Origin of the sequence: Herbidospora cretacea (assembly GCF_001570605.1) — a bacterium.
Lineage (GTDB): Bacteria > Actinomycetota > Actinomycetes > Streptosporangiales > Streptosporangiaceae > Herbidospora > Herbidospora cretacea.
This window is the reverse complement of record NZ_BBXG01000002.1, coordinates 606,848-624,109: the sequence shown is the minus strand read 5'-3', so window position 1 is coordinate 624,109 and position 17,262 is coordinate 606,848. Positions and strand designations below refer to the sequence as shown.

The 17,262-nt window shown below is 68.4% G+C and carries 17 protein-coding genes and 1 riboswitch; of the genes, 3 read left to right on the top strand and 14 right to left on the bottom strand.

The window, feature by feature from the left end; translation table 11 throughout:
• Positions 1-8 precede the first annotated feature (8 nt).
• Positions 9-215 carry a helix-turn-helix transcriptional regulator gene (locus AW270_RS05505; protein ID WP_061291237.1) on the top strand — a complete coding sequence of 69 codons (207 nt, stop codon included), beginning with the start codon at positions 9-11 and terminating at the stop codon, positions 213-215.
• Between the two features lie 10 nt (positions 216-225).
• Here the strand turns inward: AW270_RS05505 and AW270_RS05500 are convergent, their stop codons facing one another.
• Entirely contained in the window at positions 226-897 is a 672-nt protein-coding gene (locus AW270_RS05500) for a hypothetical protein (RefSeq protein ID WP_061291235.1), read from the bottom strand.
• Between the two features lie 77 nt (positions 898-974).
• On the opposite strand from AW270_RS05500, the gene AW270_RS05495 reads away from it, so the two are divergent.
• Positions 975-1,841 carry an HhH-GPD family protein gene (locus AW270_RS05495; RefSeq protein ID WP_061291233.1) on the top strand — a complete coding sequence of 289 codons (867 nt, stop codon included), beginning with the start codon at positions 975-977 and terminating at the stop codon, positions 1,839-1,841.
• Position 1,842: 1 nt separating this feature from the next.
• Here AW270_RS05495 and AW270_RS05490 read toward each other — a convergent pair whose 3' ends face one another.
• The 9 genes from AW270_RS05490 to AW270_RS05450 all read right to left on the bottom strand — a co-directional run bounded on the left by AW270_RS05490 (position 1,843) and on the right by AW270_RS05450 (position 10,796).
• Positions 1,843-2,286, bottom strand: coding sequence for an SRPBCC family protein (locus AW270_RS05490; RefSeq protein ID WP_061291231.1), 444 nt, complete (start codon positions 2,284-2,286; stop codon positions 1,843-1,845).
• Positions 2,287-2,301: 15 nt separating this feature from the next.
• Positions 2,302-2,652 carry an ArsR/SmtB family transcription factor gene (locus AW270_RS05485; RefSeq protein WP_061291493.1) on the bottom strand — a complete coding sequence of 117 codons (351 nt, stop codon included), beginning with the start codon at positions 2,650-2,652 and terminating at the stop codon, positions 2,302-2,304.
• A gap of 8 nt (positions 2,653-2,660) precedes the next feature.
• Positions 2,661-3,122: an SRPBCC family protein gene (locus AW270_RS05480; protein WP_061291229.1), complete on the bottom strand. Its 462-nt coding sequence runs from the start codon at positions 3,120-3,122 to the stop codon at positions 2,661-2,663.
• A 78-nt stretch (positions 3,123-3,200) separates the two neighbouring features.
• Positions 3,201-4,118, bottom strand: a complete 918-nt coding sequence (locus tag AW270_RS05475) for a TIM barrel protein (RefSeq protein WP_061291227.1) — start codon at positions 4,116-4,118, stop codon at positions 3,201-3,203.
• Between the two features lie 292 nt (positions 4,119-4,410).
• Complete coding sequence (locus AW270_RS05470; RefSeq protein ID WP_061291225.1) at positions 4,411-6,921, bottom strand: ATP-dependent Clp protease ATP-binding subunit; 2,511 nt, start codon at positions 6,919-6,921, stop codon at positions 4,411-4,413.
• Positions 6,922-7,212: 291 nt separating this feature from the next.
• Positions 7,213-7,554: a histone-like nucleoid-structuring protein Lsr2 gene (locus AW270_RS05465; RefSeq protein ID WP_061291224.1), complete on the bottom strand. Its 342-nt coding sequence runs from the start codon at positions 7,552-7,554 to the stop codon at positions 7,213-7,215.
• A gap of 465 nt (positions 7,555-8,019) precedes the next feature.
• Positions 8,020-8,763, bottom strand: a complete 744-nt coding sequence (locus AW270_RS41725; RefSeq protein WP_082801315.1) for an RDD family protein — start codon at positions 8,761-8,763, stop codon at positions 8,020-8,022.
• Positions 8,764-8,950: 187 nt separating this feature from the next.
• Positions 8,951-10,087 (bottom strand): RDD family protein, encoded by a 1,137-nt coding sequence (locus tag AW270_RS05455; protein WP_082801344.1) that lies wholly within the window; start codon positions 10,085-10,087, stop codon positions 8,951-8,953.
• A gap of 199 nt (positions 10,088-10,286) precedes the next feature.
• Complete coding sequence (locus AW270_RS05450; protein WP_061291491.1) at positions 10,287-10,796, bottom strand: amino-acid N-acetyltransferase; 510 nt, start codon at positions 10,794-10,796, stop codon at positions 10,287-10,289.
• Positions 10,797-10,974: 178 nt separating this feature from the next.
• Positions 10,975-11,093, top strand: a riboswitch (cyclic di-AMP (ydaO/yuaA leader).
• 2 nt (positions 11,094-11,095) lie between these two features.
• Between AW270_RS05450 and AW270_RS05445 the strand changes: the two genes are divergently transcribed.
• Entirely contained in the window at positions 11,096-12,067 is a 972-nt protein-coding gene (locus tag AW270_RS05445) for a C40 family peptidase (protein ID WP_245674571.1), read from the top strand.
• On the opposite strand, the gene AW270_RS05440 is transcribed toward AW270_RS05445, so the two are convergent.
• The 4 genes from AW270_RS05440 to AW270_RS05425 form a co-directional block, all read right to left on the bottom strand.
• Positions 12,064-12,279 (bottom strand): LuxR C-terminal-related transcriptional regulator, encoded by a 216-nt coding sequence (locus AW270_RS05440; RefSeq protein WP_030452964.1) that lies wholly within the window; start codon positions 12,277-12,279, stop codon positions 12,064-12,066. The two genes, AW270_RS05445 and AW270_RS05440, sit on opposite strands and share 4 nt — an antisense overlap.
• 178 nt (positions 12,280-12,457) lie before the next feature.
• Positions 12,458-13,915: a bifunctional lysylphosphatidylglycerol synthetase/lysine--tRNA ligase LysX gene (lysX, locus tag AW270_RS05435; protein WP_061291489.1), complete on the bottom strand. Its 1,458-nt coding sequence runs from the start codon at positions 13,913-13,915 to the stop codon at positions 12,458-12,460.
• Between the two features lie 54 nt (positions 13,916-13,969).
• Positions 13,970-14,752, bottom strand: a complete 783-nt coding sequence (locus AW270_RS05430) for a type III pantothenate kinase (RefSeq protein WP_061291216.1) — start codon at positions 14,750-14,752, stop codon at positions 13,970-13,972.
• A 7-nt stretch (positions 14,753-14,759) separates the two neighbouring features.
• A complete protein-coding gene (locus AW270_RS05425; protein WP_061291214.1) occupies positions 14,760-17,261 on the bottom strand; it encodes an L-aspartate oxidase in 2,502 nt (833 codons plus the stop codon).
• Position 17,262: the final 1 nt, after the last annotated feature.

The following is a 17,262-nucleotide window of genomic DNA, read 5'->3' as shown; positions in this document are numbered from 1 at the left end:
GGCCCGCCGTGAAGAACCGACTGCGCGAACTGCGGGCCGCCCGCCGGTGGAGCCAGGCCGACCTGGCCGACCGGTGCCAGGTCTCCCGGCAGGCCATCAACGCCATCGAGACCGAGCGCTACGACCCCAGCCTGCCCCTGGCGTTCACCATCGCCGACGTCTTCGGCCTTGCCATCGAGGAGATCTTCCATCCCGACCGGCCAGACCCCGGCTGACGCCCGCCGGTCACCTCAGGTGGAAGACGTTCTTCTTGCTGCGCAGACCGCCCGCGCGCGCGATGGCGACATAGGTGCCCTTGCCGGCCGCGCTCGTCCTGGCGGCGCAGGAGTCGCCGGAGCGGTTGCGGTCCCACTCGATCGAGCGGACGTAGGGAACGCCGCGCTTCAGGGTCTGCCGGTCGACGCCCGAGCCGGCGACGCAGTCGGCGGTCGACCAGATGCGGGCCGGGCCCGAGGTGATGCGCATCTCCAGCGCGCGCGGGCCCACGTCGACCTTGCACGGGTTCTTGGCCGTGTTCACCACGGTCAGCATGAATCCCGGCCGGTCGGCGCCGGTGTAGACCTCCCGGCCCGCCGTCAGGCTGACGACCAGGTTCTTCGGGCTGCACGTGTCGCCCTCGCGCTTCACCGGCGAGGGTGAGGGCGAGGGGGTGGCCGAAGGCGAGGGCGTACCGGAAGAAGAAGGGGTTGGGGCGGGTGGCGAGGGCAGCGAGACGATGAGTGCGTCGGAGGCGCCCTTGGCGGGAGCGGCGCCGGTCAGCGGCGCGTCGGGCCCGCTCGTGCAGGCCCACGCGACCACGGCCCCCACGACGAGCATGCCGGTCAGCACCAGCACCCGCCGCCGCCAGTAGACGTCCGGGCCCTCGACGACCTCACCACGGAAGGTGTCCGGATCCATACTCACAGTATTAATAGACCCGCAGGTCTCGGCGGACGCGCCTCGCCGGGGAGCGAGGTCAACTACAGTGCGGAAACGTGGCACATCCGCTTCACTCCCCCATCCTCGACTGGTATGCCGAGCACAACCGCGACCTCCCCTGGCGCCGCCCCGAGGCGACCCCGTGGGGCATCCTGGTCAGCGAGATCATGCTCCAGCAGACCCCGGTGGTGCGCGTCCTGCCGATCTGGGAGGAGTGGATGACCCGCTGGCCCACCCCCGAGGCGCTGGCCAAGGAGGCGCCGGGCGAGGCGGTCCGCCACTGGGGCCGCCTCGGCTACCCCCGGCGGGCGCTGAGACTGCACGCCTGCGCCAAGGCGATCACCGACGACTTCGCCGGCACGGTCCCCGCCACCTACGACGAACTCCGCGGCCTGCCCGGCATCGGCGACTACACGGCGGCGGCCGTCGCCAGCTTCGCCTACGGCAAGAGCCACGCGGTCCTCGACACCAACGTGCGCCGCGTCCTGGCCCGCACGATCAACGGCGAGGAATATCCCCCCAAGGCCACCACCACCCCCGAGAAACGCCTGGCCGAGTCGCTGATCCCGGCGGTCGGCGCCCCCCGGTGGGCGGTGGCGGTCATGGAACTGGGCGCCCTCGTCTGCACGGCCCGCGCCCCCCGCTGCGCCGACTGCCCGGTGTCCGGCCGCTGCGCCTGGCTGCTGGCCGGCAAACCCGCCCACGACGGCCCGGAACGCAAGGGCCAGACCTACGCCGGGACCGACCGCCAGTGCCGGGGCCGCCTCCTGGCCGTCCTGCGCGACGCACCCGGCCCGGTGGAGAAGGCGCTGCTCGACGCGGTCTGGGCCGACGCCGTCCAGCGGGAACGCGCCCTCGACGGCCTGCTGGCCGACGGCCTCGCCGAACTGGTCGACGACGACCTCTACGCGCTGCCCGGCTGACTCAGTGCCAGTCGCTGATCGGCACGTCCCTGGGGGCGGGCTCGCCCTCGCCCGTCTCCACCAGTGACTTGAGGCTCATCAGGAAGGTGGCCCACTTCGTGCTGCAGTGGTGCATGAACTCCACCGGTTCCCGCCAGCCGCCGTGCTTGAACAGCACGATCGTGTAGTCGCCCTCCTGGCGGAGGTCCCAGTCGACGGTCGTGCCGACCCACTCCTCCGGGCCGTCGACCACCTTCCAGGCCACCTTCTCGGACGGCCTGAGCTCGGTGACCTCCATGTCGAAGCCGCCGACGGGGAAGCGGAACTCCACCACTCCGCCCACCCCGCCGTCGCCCTTCGTGTCCTCCGTCCACCAGCCGGCCAGGCCGTCGACGGTCGTCAGGACGTCGTACACCTCCTGCGGTGTCGCGTTCTTGACGCCGACGCGGTGCAGGATGTCCACCATCTCGGTGCTCCTCTCTCAGTCCTGCTGGTTCTGGTGGATCGTCTCGGCGATGCGCTTGATGCGCTGGAGGCGGGCGTCCCACGTCGATCCGACCGACGCGAGCTGGGCCGCCGCGCGGGCGAGTTGCTCGTCGTCGACGCGGTAGCGCTTCTCCTTGCCCGCCGGCACCGCCCTGACGAGGCCGACCCGGTCGAGGACGCCGAGGTGCTTGGCCACCGCCTGCCGGGTGACCGGGAGCCGCTGGCTGAGGGTGGTCGCGGTGCCCTCGCCGTCGGTGAGCAGTAAGTCGAGCATGCGGCGGCGGGTCGGGTCTCCGATCGCCGACCAGAGGTCGTCGTCCACCGTGGCGGTCCCACTGGCGGTCACGCCGGCGCTCATCGCGAGGACTCCAGCCGTGCGACGTACGGCGCGAGCCTCGGCAGGTAGAAGTCCCAGCCGGTGTTGTGCTCCCGGTACTGCTCCTCCAGGACGGCGATCTCCCAGCCCATCTCACGGAAGCCGGTCTCGGTCATCCGGAGCAGGGTGCCCTGGCCCTTCGGGGCGAGGTCGAAGGTGACCAGCAGCGAGTTGCCCGGCGCGGCGACCTCGCCGACCGGGTGGGTCCAGCGGAAGGAGAAGCTCTCCGGCGGGCGCGCGTCGACGACGGTGAACCCGACCACGGTCCCGTCGGCGTCGCGGTCGCCGAAGACGATCTCCCCGGGCGAGCCGGGGACCGTGTCGTAGGCGGCGTCGTCGGGCCACCATTCCTTGAGGTGGCCCGGACTGCTCACTACCTCGAAGACGATCTCCGGGGGCGCGTCGATGTAGATCTCGCGCTCGATGGTTCCGTACTCCATGAATCCTCCTGCAACCTTTGGTTGCACATCAGACTACGCAAGAGTGACGGATCACGCAACCATTGGTTGCACGTTGGTTCAGGCGGCGAGCTTCAGGCCCAGCGCCGTCAGGTTCCGCCGGGTCCAGTCGAGGTCGTCGGCGAGGCGGGCCACCAGGGCCGCCGGGCCCTTGGTCTTCGGGGCGAACCACTCGTGGGCCTCGACCTCGAGATGGGCGCTCTTGTGGACCGCGCCCGACAGCAGCGCGTTCAGCGTGTTGGGGATTTCGTCCATGTTGTTGTGGACGTGCCCCAGTTTGACGACAGGGGCCCCGGCCTGGGCCAGGCCCCTCAGCGCCTTCCCGGCCTCCTCCGCGCCGCCACAGGTCAAATGGCACGCGTCCAGGCACACCCCCAGGTGCTCGGAGTCGATGCCGCAGACCCGCTCGAGCGCCTGCTCCGTCGTCTCGAGCACACAGCCGGGCCACGGCTCGAAACCGACCCGGATGTGCTTGCCGGTCACGCTGTATATCCCGCGCAGCTCGCGCGACAGACGCTCCAGCCGCCGGGACGCGATGGCGTGGAGGTCGGCGGGCCAGTCGCGGCGCCAGCCGATCGGGATGGTGGAGATCGAACCGAACTGCACGTCGTCGGGCAGCAGGAACGCGAGGATCTTGGCCAGCGACATCGTGTAGCGGTAGCGCTCGGGCTTGGCCCAGTCGGGGCCGGGCACCTCCTGGTGACGGCCACCGGTGCCGTTGAGGCTGACGACCTCCAGGCCCCGCTCCTCCAGCGACCGCCGGAGTCGGACCAGCTCGATGCGGTCGGAGATCAGGTTGTCGGCGACCGAGGGGGCCAGCCAGAGGCCGATGCCCAGGCGGTCGACGCCGAGCTTGCGCCGGACCGGCACGGCGTAGCGGGTCAGGTGGGCGATCAGGTTCTCCAGATCCTCCGCCGGGTGAACGCCCGCGTTGTAGGCCAAATGGACGACGGTTCCGTCGTCGTGGCGCAGCCGCATCGATGCCTCCAAAGGTCCGACCCAATCCACCCACGCCATCTGTCCTGATCGCATGGGGCCTGAGTCCCGGGACGCCGGGATTCCAGAGCATGCCGTCGTACGGCACTCCGGTGCGTCCACCCCGCAGCTGATTCGCAGGTACGCCTGTAGGCGGACGTTTCGGCGCCTGTGTCGCTCTACGCAGTGTAGTACTACCTTTGGTGGCGCTGCCACGTCACTTCACCCAGTTGTGACGTGAACGTAAAACAGCGGGCCGCCCCCGGAGGGACGACCCGCTGGTGAGACGTGGGACCTACGCGCCCTTGGTGATCGCGTCGACGATCGCGGCGGCGCTGTCGGGCACCCCTTCGGACTTGGTCTCGCCGACGAAGGTGAACTTGGCGGCCTCGCCCTGACCCTCGACGTCGACCTTGACCAGCTGGCCGGGGCGCAGCTCGCCGTAGAGGATCTTCTCCGACAGCGAGTCCTCCAGCTCACGCTGGATGGTGCGGCGGAGCGGACGAGCGCCCAGGACCGGGTCGTAGCCGCGGTCGGCGAGCACCTGCTTGGCGGCCGGGGTGAGCTCCAGGCCCATGTCCCGGTCCTTCAGGCGGGCGTCCACCTGGGCCAGCATCAGGTCGACGATGCGGATGATCTCGTTCATCGTCAGCTGGTGGAAGACCACGGTGTCGTCGACACGGTTGAGGAACTCGGGCCGGAAGTGCTGCTTGAGCTCCTCCTGGACCTTGGCCTTCATCCGGTCGTAGTTGCCCTCGACGTCGTTGTTCTTGGCGAACCCGACCCCGATGCCCTTGCTGATGTCCCGGGTGCCGAGGTTGGTGGTCATGATGATGACCGTGTTCTTGAAGTCGACCACCCGCCCCTGGGCGTCGGTCAGCCGGCCGTCCTCCAGGATCTGCAGCAGGCTGTTGAAGATGTCGGGGTGGGCCTTCTCGATCTCGTCGAACAGCACCACCGAGAACGGCTTGCGCCGCACCTTCTCGGTCAGCTGACCGCCCTCTTCGTAGCCGACGTAGCCGGGAGGGGAGCCGAACAGCCGGGAGACGGTGTGCTTCTCCATGAACTCCGACATGTCCAGCATGATCAGCGCGTCTTCGTCGCCGAACAGGAACTCCGCCAGCGCCTTCGAGAGCTCGGTCTTACCGACACCGGACGGGCCGGCGAAGATGAACGAGCCACCGGGACGGCGCGGGTCCTTCAGACCGGCGCGCGTACGCCGGATCGCCCGGGACAGACCCTTGATCGCGTCGTCCTGGCCGATGATGCGCTTGTGGAGCTCGTCTTCCATGCGCAGCAGGCGCTGGGACTCCTCCTCGGTCAGCTTGAAGACGGGGATGCCGGTCGCGGTCGCGAGGACCTCGGCGATGAGCTCCTCGGTGACCTCGGCCACGACGTCCATGTCGCCGGCCTTCCACTCCTTCTCGCGGCGCTCACGCTTGAGCATGAGCTGCTTCTCGGAGTCGCGGAGCGCGGCGGCCTTCTCGAAGTCCTGCGCGTCGATCGCGGATTCCTTGTCGCGACGGACCACGGCGATCTTCTCGTCGTATTCGCGCAGGTCCGGCGGGGCGGTCATGCGGCGGATGCGCATGCGCGAGCCGGCCTCGTCGATCAGGTCGATCGCCTTGTCGGGCAGGAACCGGTCGCTGATGTAGCGGTCGGCCAGCGTCGCGGCGGCCACCAGCGCGCCGTCGGTGATCGAGACGCGGTGGTGGGCCTCGTAGCGGTCACGCAGACCCTTGAGGATCTCGATCGTGTGGCTGAGGCTGGGCTCGGCGACCTGGATCGGCTGGAAACGACGCTCCAGAGCGGCGTCCTTCTCCAGGTGCTTGCGGTACTCATCCAGCGTGGTCGCACCGATGGTCTGCAGCTCGCCACGGGCCAGCATCGGCTTCAGGATGCTGGCGGCGTCGATCGCGCCCTCGGCCGCGCCCGCACCCACCAGGGTGTGGAGCTCGTCGATGAACAGGATGATGTCGCCGCGGGTGCGGATCTCCTTGAGGACCTTCTTCAGGCGCTCCTCGAAGTCACCGCGGTAACGCGAACCAGCGACCAGCGCGCCCAGGTCGAGCGTGTAGAGCTGCTTGTCCTTCAGCGTCTCGGGCACCTCGCCCTTGACGATCTTCTGGGACAGGCCCTCGACGACGGCGGTCTTGCCGACGCCGGGCTCGCCGACGAGCACGGGGTTGTTCTTGGTGCGGCGGGACAGCACCTGCATGACCCGCTCGATCTCCTTCTCGCGCCCGATGACCGGGTCGAGCTTGCCCTCGCGAGCGGCCTGCGTCAGGTTGCGGCCGAACTGGTCGAGCACAAGAGAAGTGGACGGCGCCGCTTCCTGGGGGCCGCCCGCGGCCGCCGGCTCCTTGCCCTGGTAGCCGTGCAGCAACTGGATGACCTGCTGGCGGACCCGGTTGAGGTCGGCGCCCAGCTTCACCAGGACCTGAGCGGCGACACCCTCGCCCTCACGGATCAGGCCCAGCAGGATGTGCTCGGTCCCGATGTAGTTGTGACCGAGCTGCAACGCCTCACGCAACGACAGCTCAAGGACCTTCTTGGCACGGGGCGTGAAGGGGATGTGGCCGGACGGCGCCGACTGGCCCTGGCCGATGATCTCCTCGACCTGCTGGCGCACCCCCTCAAGGCTGATCCCCAGGCTCTCGAGAGCCTTGGCCGCCACACCTTCACCCTCATGGATCAGACCAAGAAGAATGTGCTCCGTACCGATGTAGTTGTGGTTGAGCATCCGGGCCTCTTCTTGGGCCAGGACGACCACCCGCCGCGCACGGTCGGTGAACCTCTCGAACATTCGTCACTCCTCACGAGCGGTCGGGCGGACCGGGAGTCCGGCTCCGTCGTTCCGCATGCCAGCCTCGGCACGGAGAACAGTCAAGTCAATTGGAGCAGACGTTCCCCGGGCGCAGGGCGTTCACCCTCCATCCAACTACTGCTGGAGGGTGCGGTGTTCCCGATACGCCGCAAGCGAACGACGTTTATGTGGTCACAAAACACGATCGTGCGATCATCCCGACTGCCGCGACATCCCCACAACTTCGAGACATCCGGCGACCGGTATAACCGCACGATCGCTTCGCAACCCTTAGTGGGCCGCTTCGTAGGCCTCCACGATCGAGGCGGCAATGCGGCCGCGCTCGCTCACGGGGTGGCTGTTCGCCTTCGCCCAGGCGCGGATCTCCGCGCTCTTCTCGCGGGTCATCGCGCGCTGCGAGCCACCGCCACCACGACGGCGTCCACGCGAGGGGCTGGATTCCGCACGGCGGGCGCCGTTGACGAAAGGCAGGACCGCTTCGCGGAGCTTCTTGGCGTTCGAGTCGCTGAGGTCAATCTCATATGACGTGCCGTCAAGCGCGAAGGTGACAGTCTCATTGGCCTCGCCGCCATCGAGATCGTCGATGAGAATCACCTGCGTGTGCTTGGCCATCCGGCAATCCTTTCGCAGAGCATAGTTTGATTCGTCAGCCAAACATATACCCGGTTTCCGTCGCTGACAATTCACGATTCCCAGGCGGCGTTCAGGTTCAGGTGTTGTCGGATGACTTCTCGTCCGGTTCGCGCCTTCCACGGAGGCCGGCGGCGTCAGAACGCAGCAACTTTACGACGCCGTAGACGACCGCGGCGCCGACTACGAGAGGTGGTATGAGGGCGGACAATACCTCTGACATTCGACCTCACTCCTTCCCTGGGAAAACACCGGGAACCCCTGCGAAATAGGGGCTTTCGTGTCAGATGGTCCACGGAGGCGTACCTGACGATAGCGGAGCCCGGGACCGGTGGGTCGCGCGGGGTGGTCAGGCGTCTTACCCGATGCATATCAATCGTACCGAGGAAAAGACAGAGGGACGGTCGCCGAGCGACCGCCCCTCTGTTTGGAACGCTTCCGGAAGCCTCAGGCCCGGACGACCACAGTTCCGGCGACCTTGTCGTGAATCGCCTGCTGCAGCGGCTTGTCCCACAGCGGCCACAGGCCGTCGACCAGCAGGAACACGTTGGCGACCCAGCCGAGAAGCGGGATGAACCCGAGGAGCTGGGGGCCGAACATGACGCCAATGCGCTTGATGGCGGTCTCCGTGTCGATGCCGCCCTGAGCAGGGTGGCCGAGCTTAACGACCCGGATCTTCATAACCTTCTTGCCGATTGTCTGACCGTCGCGCGAGATCTGGAAGAACTCGTACGCGGCGTACAGCAGGAAGCTGATCACGGCCTGGATCAGAAGGCCGACGAACGAAACCGTCGGGATCTCGACCGCGAAACCGGCGACGTTGGTGGTCTCGGTCGTGGTGAACGCACCGGTGATCAGGCTGCCGATAAGCAGCGTGACCACGAGGCCCAGGATTAGGCCGTCGATGATGCGGGCGACCAAACGCTGCCACCACTCGGCGAGAGGCGCGGGAACTCCGGGAGGAAGAGGTGCACCCTTCGGCGTGCCATAAGCGGGAGCGGCGCCATAACCCTGGGGAGCGTCATATCCACCCTGGGGCGGGTAACCGCCCTGCGGGGGGTAACCGCCGCCCTGCTGCGGAGGCGGGTAACCACCCTGGGGCGGGTAACCCTGAGGCGGCGGGTAACCACCTTGCTGCGGCGGCGGGACGGAACCATATGGGTTCTGGCCGGGGGGCGGTTCCGGGTGCATTGGTTACCTCTCGTCACTTCTAAGTGGGGACATGTGTGTTCATGGTCCCAAGGAACGCTAGCACCTGGCGCATACCGCTTTAGGGAGTTATTTCGGATAGAACGAGCCGAACACGCTGTGTACATGAAACGGGGCCGATGGTGCGATCCATCGGCCCCTGGCACCGTTTTCCGGATGCTCTATGTCACTACTTGACCTTGACGACGATCGTATTGGCGGCCTTGTCGTGCAACGCCTGCTGGAGCGGCTTGTCCCACAGCAGCCACAGAACGTTGATGAGCATGAAGACTCCGGCGACGAGGCTGAGGATGGTGCCCACCACGGGAACAACAGCCAACGCGCGGATGAACTGCGGGCCATACAGGACCCCCGCCCGCTTTCCGGCGGTCTCGACGGAAAGTCCCGGCGTCGCGAGGTTGCCGCCCACCGGAATGACGCGGATTCCCATGACGATCTTTCCGAGGGTCTGCCCGCGCGACTTCAGCATGAAGAACTCGTACGCGAACCAGATCGTGGCGCTCACGAGCGCGATGAGGATGGTCGCCAGGACGAGCCCGCTGCCCTCCGACACCGTGAGCTCGTCGAGGTTGATCGACGGCTCGGTCACGACCAGCGCGGTGATGGCGATCGACGGGATGAGGAACGCGATGCCGAGGATGATGCCGTCGACGATGCGGGCCACGAGCCGCTGCCACCACTCCGCGAGCGGAGCCGGCGCGCCCGGGGGAAGGGCGTGGGCCGGGTAACCGGGGTTGTAGGCGGGGGCGGAGTACTGCTGCTGGCCGTAGGTGCCCTGGGGCTGGCCGGGGTAGCCGGGCTGCTGCTGGTAGCCGGGGGTCTGCGGCTGCTGCCCGTAGCCCTGGGGCGACGTCTGCTGCTGGCCGTAGCCCTGCTGCTGCCCATAACCGGGCTGCTGCTGGCCATAGCCCGGCTGCTGCCCGTAACCGGGCTGCTGACCGTAGCCCTGCTGCTGGCCGTAGCCGGGCTGCTGCTGACCATATCCCTGCTGCTGGCCATAACCCGGCTGCTGCTGCTGACCGTAGCCCTGCTGCTGCCCGTAACCGGGCTGCTGACCGTAGCCCTGCTGCTGGCCGTAGCCGGGCTGGGGCTGCTGGGGGTGTTGCTGCTGCTGACCGTAGCCCTGCTGGGGCTGCTGCTGGCCGTAACCCTGCTGGCCGTACTGACCCTGGTGGCCCTGCTGCTGGCCATAGTGCTGGCCCTGCTGCTGACCTTGCTGAGCCGCGTAGGGGTCGTAGCCCTGCTGCTGGCCGTAGACAGGCTGCTGGCCGGTGCCCCCGGTGGGGTTACGGCTCACGATCGTCATGTCGGGGTCATAGTCCTGCGCGGGTTTGTCCTGGCCTTGCTGCCCGTCACGGTCGTCCGGGCGGTATGGCGGCTGGGCGCTCACCGTGTCACCTCACTTCGAGTACGCATGCGGTACACGTGAGACACGCACGCTTGACTTAGCCAAAAGTATCGATAGCCGGATCTACAGTCACCTCCCCGGCCCGTTATGGCCTCCGTCAAGCACGCGGTTCCAAGTGCAGGATCATGCGTGTATTGCCCAAAGTATTGGGCTTCACATGTTCAAGATCGAGGAATTCCGCGACACCTTCGTCATAGGAGGCGAGCAGTTCGGCGTACACCTCGGGAGAGACGGGGGTGCCGTTGATCTCGCGGAAGCCGTGGCGTTCGAAGAACGCGACCTCGAAGGTCAGGCAGAAGACGCGGCGCACACCGAGCTCGCGCGCCGTCGCGATGAGGGCCGCGACGATCTCGTGACCGACGCCCATCCCCCGTGCGGCCGGGTCGACCGCGACCGTGCGGATCTCCGCCAGGTCCTCCCACAGCACGTGGAGCGCGCCGCACCCCACGACCGCGCCGTCGACCTCGGCCACCCAGAACTCCTGGACGTCCTCATAGAGGGTGACGGTGCTCTTCTTCAGCAGCCGGGGACCCGATCCGGAGTAGGAGTCGACGAACCGGCGGATCGCCCGCACGTCCGGGGTGCGCGCCCGGCGGACCTTGACCATGGCGAGCACCTTAACGGCCCAGCACAAATCGACGAAGCCCCTGATCACAGGTGGCGACCGAAACCCCCGTGGTCACCTGGGTTACAGTGGCCTCATGCGTGATCTGTCCGTGATTGTTCGGTTGTCGAACCTAGACAGAAATCGCAGTTCCGGTTGAGCACGAACATGACGTGCACTAATGTCCAGGCGGCCGAGTCCTCCGCCCGAGGCGGCGAACCGGCGGGTGAATCCCCCACACGTAGGGCTGCTTCCGCCCGAACCCGTCAGCTGACCCGGCAGGCCCTCTGGAAGGAGCATGGTTGATTTTCCGAACCGTCCGCAGGGTCGTGTTCGTGGGCTCGGCGCTGGCCCTCATCTCGATCGGCGCCCCGGTGGTGTCCGCCACCGCCGACCCCGAGCCGACGCTGAAAGAGCTCACCGCCGAGGTCGAGAAGCTGCACGAGGAGATCGAGTCGCTCACCGAGCAGTACAACGGTGAGAAGATCCGGCTCGACGAGGCCAAGCGCTCGGCCGCGGCGGCCAAGAAGACCCTCGACACCAGCGAGGCCGATCTGGAGTCCCGCCGCAAGCGCGCCATGGTGTTCGCCACCAACGCCTACATGACCGGCGGCGCCAGCGGGATCGCGTTAATGAACGCGCCCGATCCCGACGCCTACATGGACATCGCCTCGACCACCTACGCGCTGCAGTTGCAGAGCGGCGAGGAGGTCGTCCAGCTCACCAAGGCCCGGGAAGCGGCGCAGCGGGCGCGGGCCAGCGCCAAGGCCCGCCAGGACGAAGTGGGCAAGCTCATCAAGAGCCTCGACAAGCGCGAGGGCGAGATCCGTGGACTGATCAAGAAGACAGAGAGCGAGCTCTACTCGCAGGTCGCCGGCCAGGTGTCGGTGGCGAAGCGGCTCAGCCTGCCCGTCGTCGGCGACGGCAAGGCCGCCCAGGCGGTCAGATGGGCGCTCAAGCAGCAGCTCAAGCCCTACGTCTGGGGCGCCGAAGGACCCAACTCGTTCGACTGCTCCGGCCTCATCATGGCGGCGTACGCCACGGTCGGCATCAGCATCCCCCACTACACCGGCAGCCAGTGGACGTCGGGCACGCACGTCTCACGCGAGGACATGCGCCCGGGAGACCTGGTGTTCTTCTACAACGACCTGCACCACGTCGGCCTCTACATCGGAGGGGGCTACATGGTGCACGCTCCCCGCACAGGTGATGTCGTGCGGGTCGCGGCGATCGGCAACAGGCCGTTCGCGGGAGCCGTTCGGATCGCCGACTAAATCAAACGCCGTCGGGCCGCCCATGCGACGGCCTCGATGGCGGTGGCGACGCCGATGCGGTCGCAGATGCCGCGCAGCCGACGGCGGACCGTCCGGCCGCTGACATCAAGGCTCCGCCCGACACGGTCGACGGTCACGCCCTTGGCCAGCTCGGCCAGCAGCAGCAACTCGTCGTCGGTCAGGCCGACGCGCTCGGTCTCGGAAACTGACATCGTGAGCCCCTCTCCCACGACGAATGATTCTCGCCACCCCTCAGGGAAGGTAAACGGGGAGTCGAAAGGACGTCAAGCAGGGGTTTCACTATGCCTGGCCCGTTGCTGACCCATTGTGAACGGTCGGTAACGTGAGGCCCCCACGCTGCGTGGGGGCCCACCTGCTGCTAAACGAGAATCAATGGCTGGGGCGCACGAGCGGGAACAGAATTGTTTCGCGAATGTTTTTTCCGGTGAAAGCCATGATCATGCGGTCGATGCCCGCTCCCATGCCGCCGGTGGGGGGCATGGCGTATTCGAGGGCCTGCAGGAAGTCCTCGTCGAGCTGCATGGCCTCGGCGTCGCCGCCGGCGGCCAGGATCGACTGCTCGGTGAGGCGGCGGCGCTGCTCGATCGGGTCGACCAGCTCCGAGTAGGCGGTGCCGAGCTCGGTGCCGAAGCCGATCAGGTCCCACTTCTCGGTGAGCAGCGGGTTGTCCCGGTGCTGACGGGTCAGCGGCGAGGTCTCCAGCGGATAGTCCATGACGAACGTGGGCTGGATGAGCGTGTGCTCCACCAGCGCCTCGAAGACCTCCTGCACGAGCTTGCCCTGGCCCCACTTCGGGTCCCAGTGGATCTCGCGCTTGTCGGCCAGCCTGCGCAGCTCGTCGAGCGGCGTCTCGGTGGTGATCTCCTCGCCGAGGGCCTCGGAGACCGAGCCGTAGAGAGTGATCCTCGGCCACTGGGCCAGGCCCAGGTCGATCTCCTGGTCGCCGTGGCGGACGACCGTGGTGTCGAGCGCGGCCACGACGGCCTTCTGGTACATGCGCTGCGTCAGGTCGGCCATGTCGTTGTAGTCGAGGTAGGTGCCGTAGGCCTCGAGCATGGTGAACTCGGGGTTGTGGGTCGAGTCGGCGCCCTCGTTGCGGAAGTTGCGGTTGATCTCGAAGACCTTCTCGATGCCGCCGACGACCAGCCGCTTGAGGTAGAGCTCGATCGCGATGCGAAGGTAGAGCTCCATGTCGTAGGCGTTGATGTGGGTCTTGAACGGCCGGGCCGCCGCGCCGCCGTGGATCGGCTGGAGCATCGGGGTCTCGACCTCGAGGTAGCCCTCTTCGTGCCAGAAGTCACGGACCGCCCGCACGGTGGCGCTGCGGACGTGGGCCATCTTGCGCGCCTCGTCGTTGACGATGAGGTCGACGTAGCGCAGCCGGACGCGGGCCTCGGGGTCGCTCAGCCCGGCGTGCTTCTCGGGCAGCGGGCGCAGGCACTTGGCGGTGATCGCCCACGAGTCGGCCATGATCGACAGCTCGCCGCGCCGGGACGTGATGACCTCGCCGGTGATGCCGACGTGGTCGCCGAGGTCGACGTCGCGCTTCCAGGCCGCCAGCGCGTCTTCGCCGAGCTTGTCGAGCGACAGCATGATCTGGAGGTCGCCGGAGCCGTCGCGGATGGTCGCGAAGCAGAGTTTGCCGCCGATCCGGGAGAGCATGACGCGGCCGGTCACGCCGACGGTGTCGCCGGTCGCGGCGCCCGGTTCGAGGTCGGTGTATTTCTCGCGGACCTCCGCGTTGGTCGCGGTCCGCGGGTAGTTCACCGGATAGGGGTCGACGCCTTCGGAGATCAGACGGTCCAGCTTTTCGCGGCGGACGCGCATCTGCTCCGGAAGCTCGCTCAGCTCTTCGCTCACGGCACTACAGATTAGCGGCGTTTAAGCGGTGTTTCGGGCGTAGACCAGCCGAAGCCCGATAAGAGTGAGCCATGGTTCGTGTACGTCGATCGTCCGCGCCTCGCTGACCACCAGCGGCGCGCCGGGGCCGGTCGCCACCACGGTCACCTCGTCGGGGTCGGCCGCGAGCTCGGCGGTCATCCGGTCGACGATGCCGTCGACCAGGCCGGCGAAGCCGTAGATGATGCCCGACTGGAGGGCCTCGACGGTGTTCTTGGCGATCACCGAACGGGGCCGGATCAGCTCGACCTTGTGGAGCTGCGCGCCCGCCTCGGCCAGCGCGTCGACGCTGATCTCCAGGCCGGGGGCGGTCACCGCGCCGACGTACTCGCCCCGGGCGGAGACGGCGTCGAAGGAGGTCGCGGTGCCGAAGTCGACGACCACGCACGGGCCGCCGAACAGGCTGATGGCGGCCAGCGCGTTGACGATACGGTCGCTGCCGACCTCTTTGGGATTGTCCATCCGGACCGGCACGCCGGTGCGGACGCCCGGCTCGACCACCACCGAGGTCACGTCGCCGTAGTAGCGGCGTGACATCTCGCGCATCTCGTTGAGGACCGAGGGCACGGTCGAGCAGATCGAGATCCCCGAGATGTCGGTGTTCTTGAGGATGGCCGACTGGGCCAGCAGGCCCTGCAGGACCACCGCGAGTTCGTCGGCGGTCCGGCGGGCGTCGGTGGCGATGCGCCAGTGCTCGATGACCTCTTCACCCTCGAACAAACCAAGCACCGTGTGGGTGTTGCTGACATCGATGGTGAGGAGCATGCCCCGATTATGCACCACGAAGATCTAGGGCAATATCGAGCGCGGGGGACGAATGGGTCAGTGCTCCGACGGCCAGGAAGTCGACCCCCGTCTCGGCGACCGACCGCGCGCTCGCCAAGGTCAGCCCGCCGCTCGACTCCAGCCGGGCCCGGCCCGCGACCAGCTCCACGGCCTCCTTGAGCTGCGGCACCGTGAAGTTGTCGAGCAGGATCTCCTCGGCACCCTCGGCCAGGACCGGCTCGATCTGGTCGATGCGGTCGACCTCGACCTCGATCAGGATCTCCGGGTAGGCCTTGCGGACCGCCCGGAACGCCTCGGCGACCCCGCCGGCCGCCACCACGTGGTTGTCCTTGATCAACGCGGCGTCGTAGAGGCCGATGCGGTGGTTGACGCCGCCGCCGCAGCGGACCGCGTACTTCTCCAGGGAGCGCAGGCCCGGGTGGGTCTTCCTGGTGTCCCTGACGCGGGCGCCGGTGCCCTCGATCGCCTTCACCCACTGGGCGGTCGCGGTGGCGATGCCCGACAGGTGGGTGAGCAGGTTGAGGGCGGTGCGCTCGACCGTGAGGAGCTCCCTGGTCTCGCCCTTGACGGTCATCAGCACGTCGCCGTAGGAGACCTGGTCGCCGTCCTTGACCCGGTGTTCGACCTCCAGGCCGGCGTAGCGGAAGGCGGCGGCGGCCACGGGCAGCCCGGCGACCACTCCGGAGCGGCGGGCCACGATGTCGGCGACGGCCTTCTGGCCGGCCGGGATCGTGGCGGTCGACGTGACGTCCTGCCCGGTCGACAGGTCCTCGCGGAACGCGGTCTTGATCAGTGTGTGGATCTCCGCCGGGTCGAGCCCGGCGGCCAGCAGGTCGGCGTCGGCGCTGACGTGCGGTGCGTGCTCCATGACGAGTTCGCCCTTCTCGGTGAGCGTGATGTCGAGGTGGCCGAGCCACGTGTCGTCGCGGCGGTCGGGGAAGTCCTCCCGCCAGTGGGAGCCCCGGGTCTCCTGCCGGGCCGCGGCGGCCCGGGTCAGGGCCGAGGCGACGGTGTGCAGGTTGGTCGCCTCCCACGCCTCCAGGCAGGGCTCGACCGCGACCGGGGTCCACCGGGCGTCGCGCAGTGCCCTGGCGACCCCGGCCAGGCTCTTCACGCTGCGCAGTACCCCGGCGCCCCGGCTCATGAACGCCTGGACCCGGCCGCGCGCCCGGGGGTCGATCAGTCCGATCTCCTCGGCGAGGACGGGCTCCCCCGGCACCGCCCTCGGCGTGATCAGGTCGGAGGCGATCCGCTCGGCGAACACCAGCCCTTCGAGCAGCGAGTTGGACGCCAGCCGGTTCGCCCCGTGCACGCCGGTGCAGGCGGTCTCGCCGCAGGCGTAGAGGCCGGGGGCGCTGGTCCGGCCGAACAGGTCGGTCCGCACTCCCCCGCTGGCGTAGTGGGCGGCCGGGGCGACCGGGATCGGCTCGGTCACCGGGTCGATGCCGTGCTCCCGGCAGACCGCGAGGATCGTGGGGAACCGGGCCTGCCACTTGTCCTCGCCGAAGGCCCGCGCGTCGAGGTACACGTGGTCGTCGCCGGTCTCGGCCATCCGCCGCATGATCGCCTTGGCCACGACGTCGCGGGGGGCGAGGTCGGCGAGCTCGTGCACGCCGGCCATGAACCGTTCACCGTTCCGGTCGATCAGGAACGCGCCCTCGCCCCTGACCGCCTCGGAGACCAGGGGCTGCTGGCCGGTCGAGCCGTCGCCGAGCCACAGGACCGTCGGGTGGAACTGGACGAACTCCAGGTCGCGGACGACCGCCCCGGCGCGCAGCGCCAGCGCCACCCCGTCGCCGGTGGAGACCACGGGGTTGGTCGTGGAGGCGTACACCTGGCCCATGCCGCCGCTGGCCAGGACCACCGCCGCGGCGCGGACCGCGCCGACGCCGTCGCGGGCGCCCTCGCCCATGACGTGGAGGGTGATCCCGCAGGCCCGGCCCTTGTCGTCGGTGAGCAGGTCGAGGACGAGGGCGTGCTCGATGATCTCGATGCGCGGCTCGTGGGTGGCCGCCTCGATCAGGGCCCGCTGGACCTCGGCCCCGGTGGCGTCGCCGCCGGCGTGCACGATCCGGTTACGCCGGTGGCCGCCCTCGCGAGTCAGCTGCAACTCACCGCGCGCGTCGCGGTCGAAGCGGGCGCCGTGCTCCATCAGGCGCTTGAGCGCGTCGGGCCCCTCGGTGACCAGGACCCGCACGGCCTCCTCGTCGCAGAGCCCGGCACCGGCCAGCAAGGTGTCGCTCAGGTGCTCGTCAGGGGTGTCGTTCGGGGAGAGCACGGCGGCGATGCCGCCCTGGGCCCACTGGGTCGACCCGGCCGACAGCACGTCCTTGGTGACGACCAGCACGCGGCCGGAGGAGGTGAGCTCGGTGTAGCGCAACGCCACGGTCAGCCCCGCGATCCCGGAGCCGACCACGACCACGTCGGCGGACGTCGTCCAGCCCGGAGGTGGCGCGGTCAGTCTGCGGGGGAGGGTGGTGTCGGTCATC

Excerpts from the sequence above, each read along its gene's own strand:
- AW270_RS05450 (WP_061291491.1), bottom strand. The coding sequence starts at position 10,796 with ATGGTCAAGGTCCGCCGGGCGCGCACCCCGGACGTGCGGGCGATCCGC.
- AW270_RS05465 (WP_061291224.1), bottom strand. The coding sequence starts at position 7,554 with ATGGCCAAGCACACGCAGGTGATTCTCATCGACGATCTCGATGGCGGC.
- AW270_RS05480 (WP_061291229.1), bottom strand. The coding sequence starts at position 3,122 with ATGGAGTACGGAACCATCGAGCGCGAGATCTACATCGACGCGCCCCCG.
- AW270_RS41725 (WP_082801315.1), bottom strand. The coding sequence starts at position 8,763 with ATGCACCCGGAACCGCCCCCCGGCCAGAACCCATATGGTTCCGTCCCG.
- AW270_RS05500 (WP_061291235.1), bottom strand. The coding sequence starts at position 897 with ATGGATCCGGACACCTTCCGTGGTGAGGTCGTCGAGGGCCCGGACGTC.
- AW270_RS05455 (WP_082801344.1), bottom strand. The coding sequence starts at position 10,087 with ATGACGATCGTGAGCCGTAACCCCACCGGGGGCACCGGCCAGCAGCCT.
- AW270_RS05490 (WP_061291231.1), bottom strand. The coding sequence starts at position 2,286 with ATGGTGGACATCCTGCACCGCGTCGGCGTCAAGAACGCGACACCGCAG.
- lysX (WP_061291489.1), bottom strand. The coding sequence starts at position 13,915 with ATGCGCGTCCGCCGCGAAAAGCTGGACCGTCTGATCTCCGAAGGCGTC.
- AW270_RS05430 (WP_061291216.1), bottom strand. The coding sequence starts at position 14,752 with ATGCTCCTCACCATCGATGTCAGCAACACCCACACGGTGCTTGGTTTG.
- AW270_RS05425 (WP_061291214.1), bottom strand. The coding sequence starts at position 17,261 with ATGACCGACACCACCCTCCCCCGCAGACTGACCGCGCCACCTCCGGGC.
- AW270_RS05475 (WP_061291227.1), bottom strand. The coding sequence starts at position 4,118 with ATGCGGCTGCGCCACGACGACGGAACCGTCGTCCATTTGGCCTACAAC.
- AW270_RS05440 (WP_030452964.1), bottom strand. The coding sequence starts at position 12,279 with ATGTCAGTTTCCGAGACCGAGCGCGTCGGCCTGACCGACGACGAGTTG.
- AW270_RS05470 (WP_061291225.1), bottom strand. The coding sequence starts at position 6,921 with ATGTTCGAGAGGTTCACCGACCGTGCGCGGCGGGTGGTCGTCCTGGCC.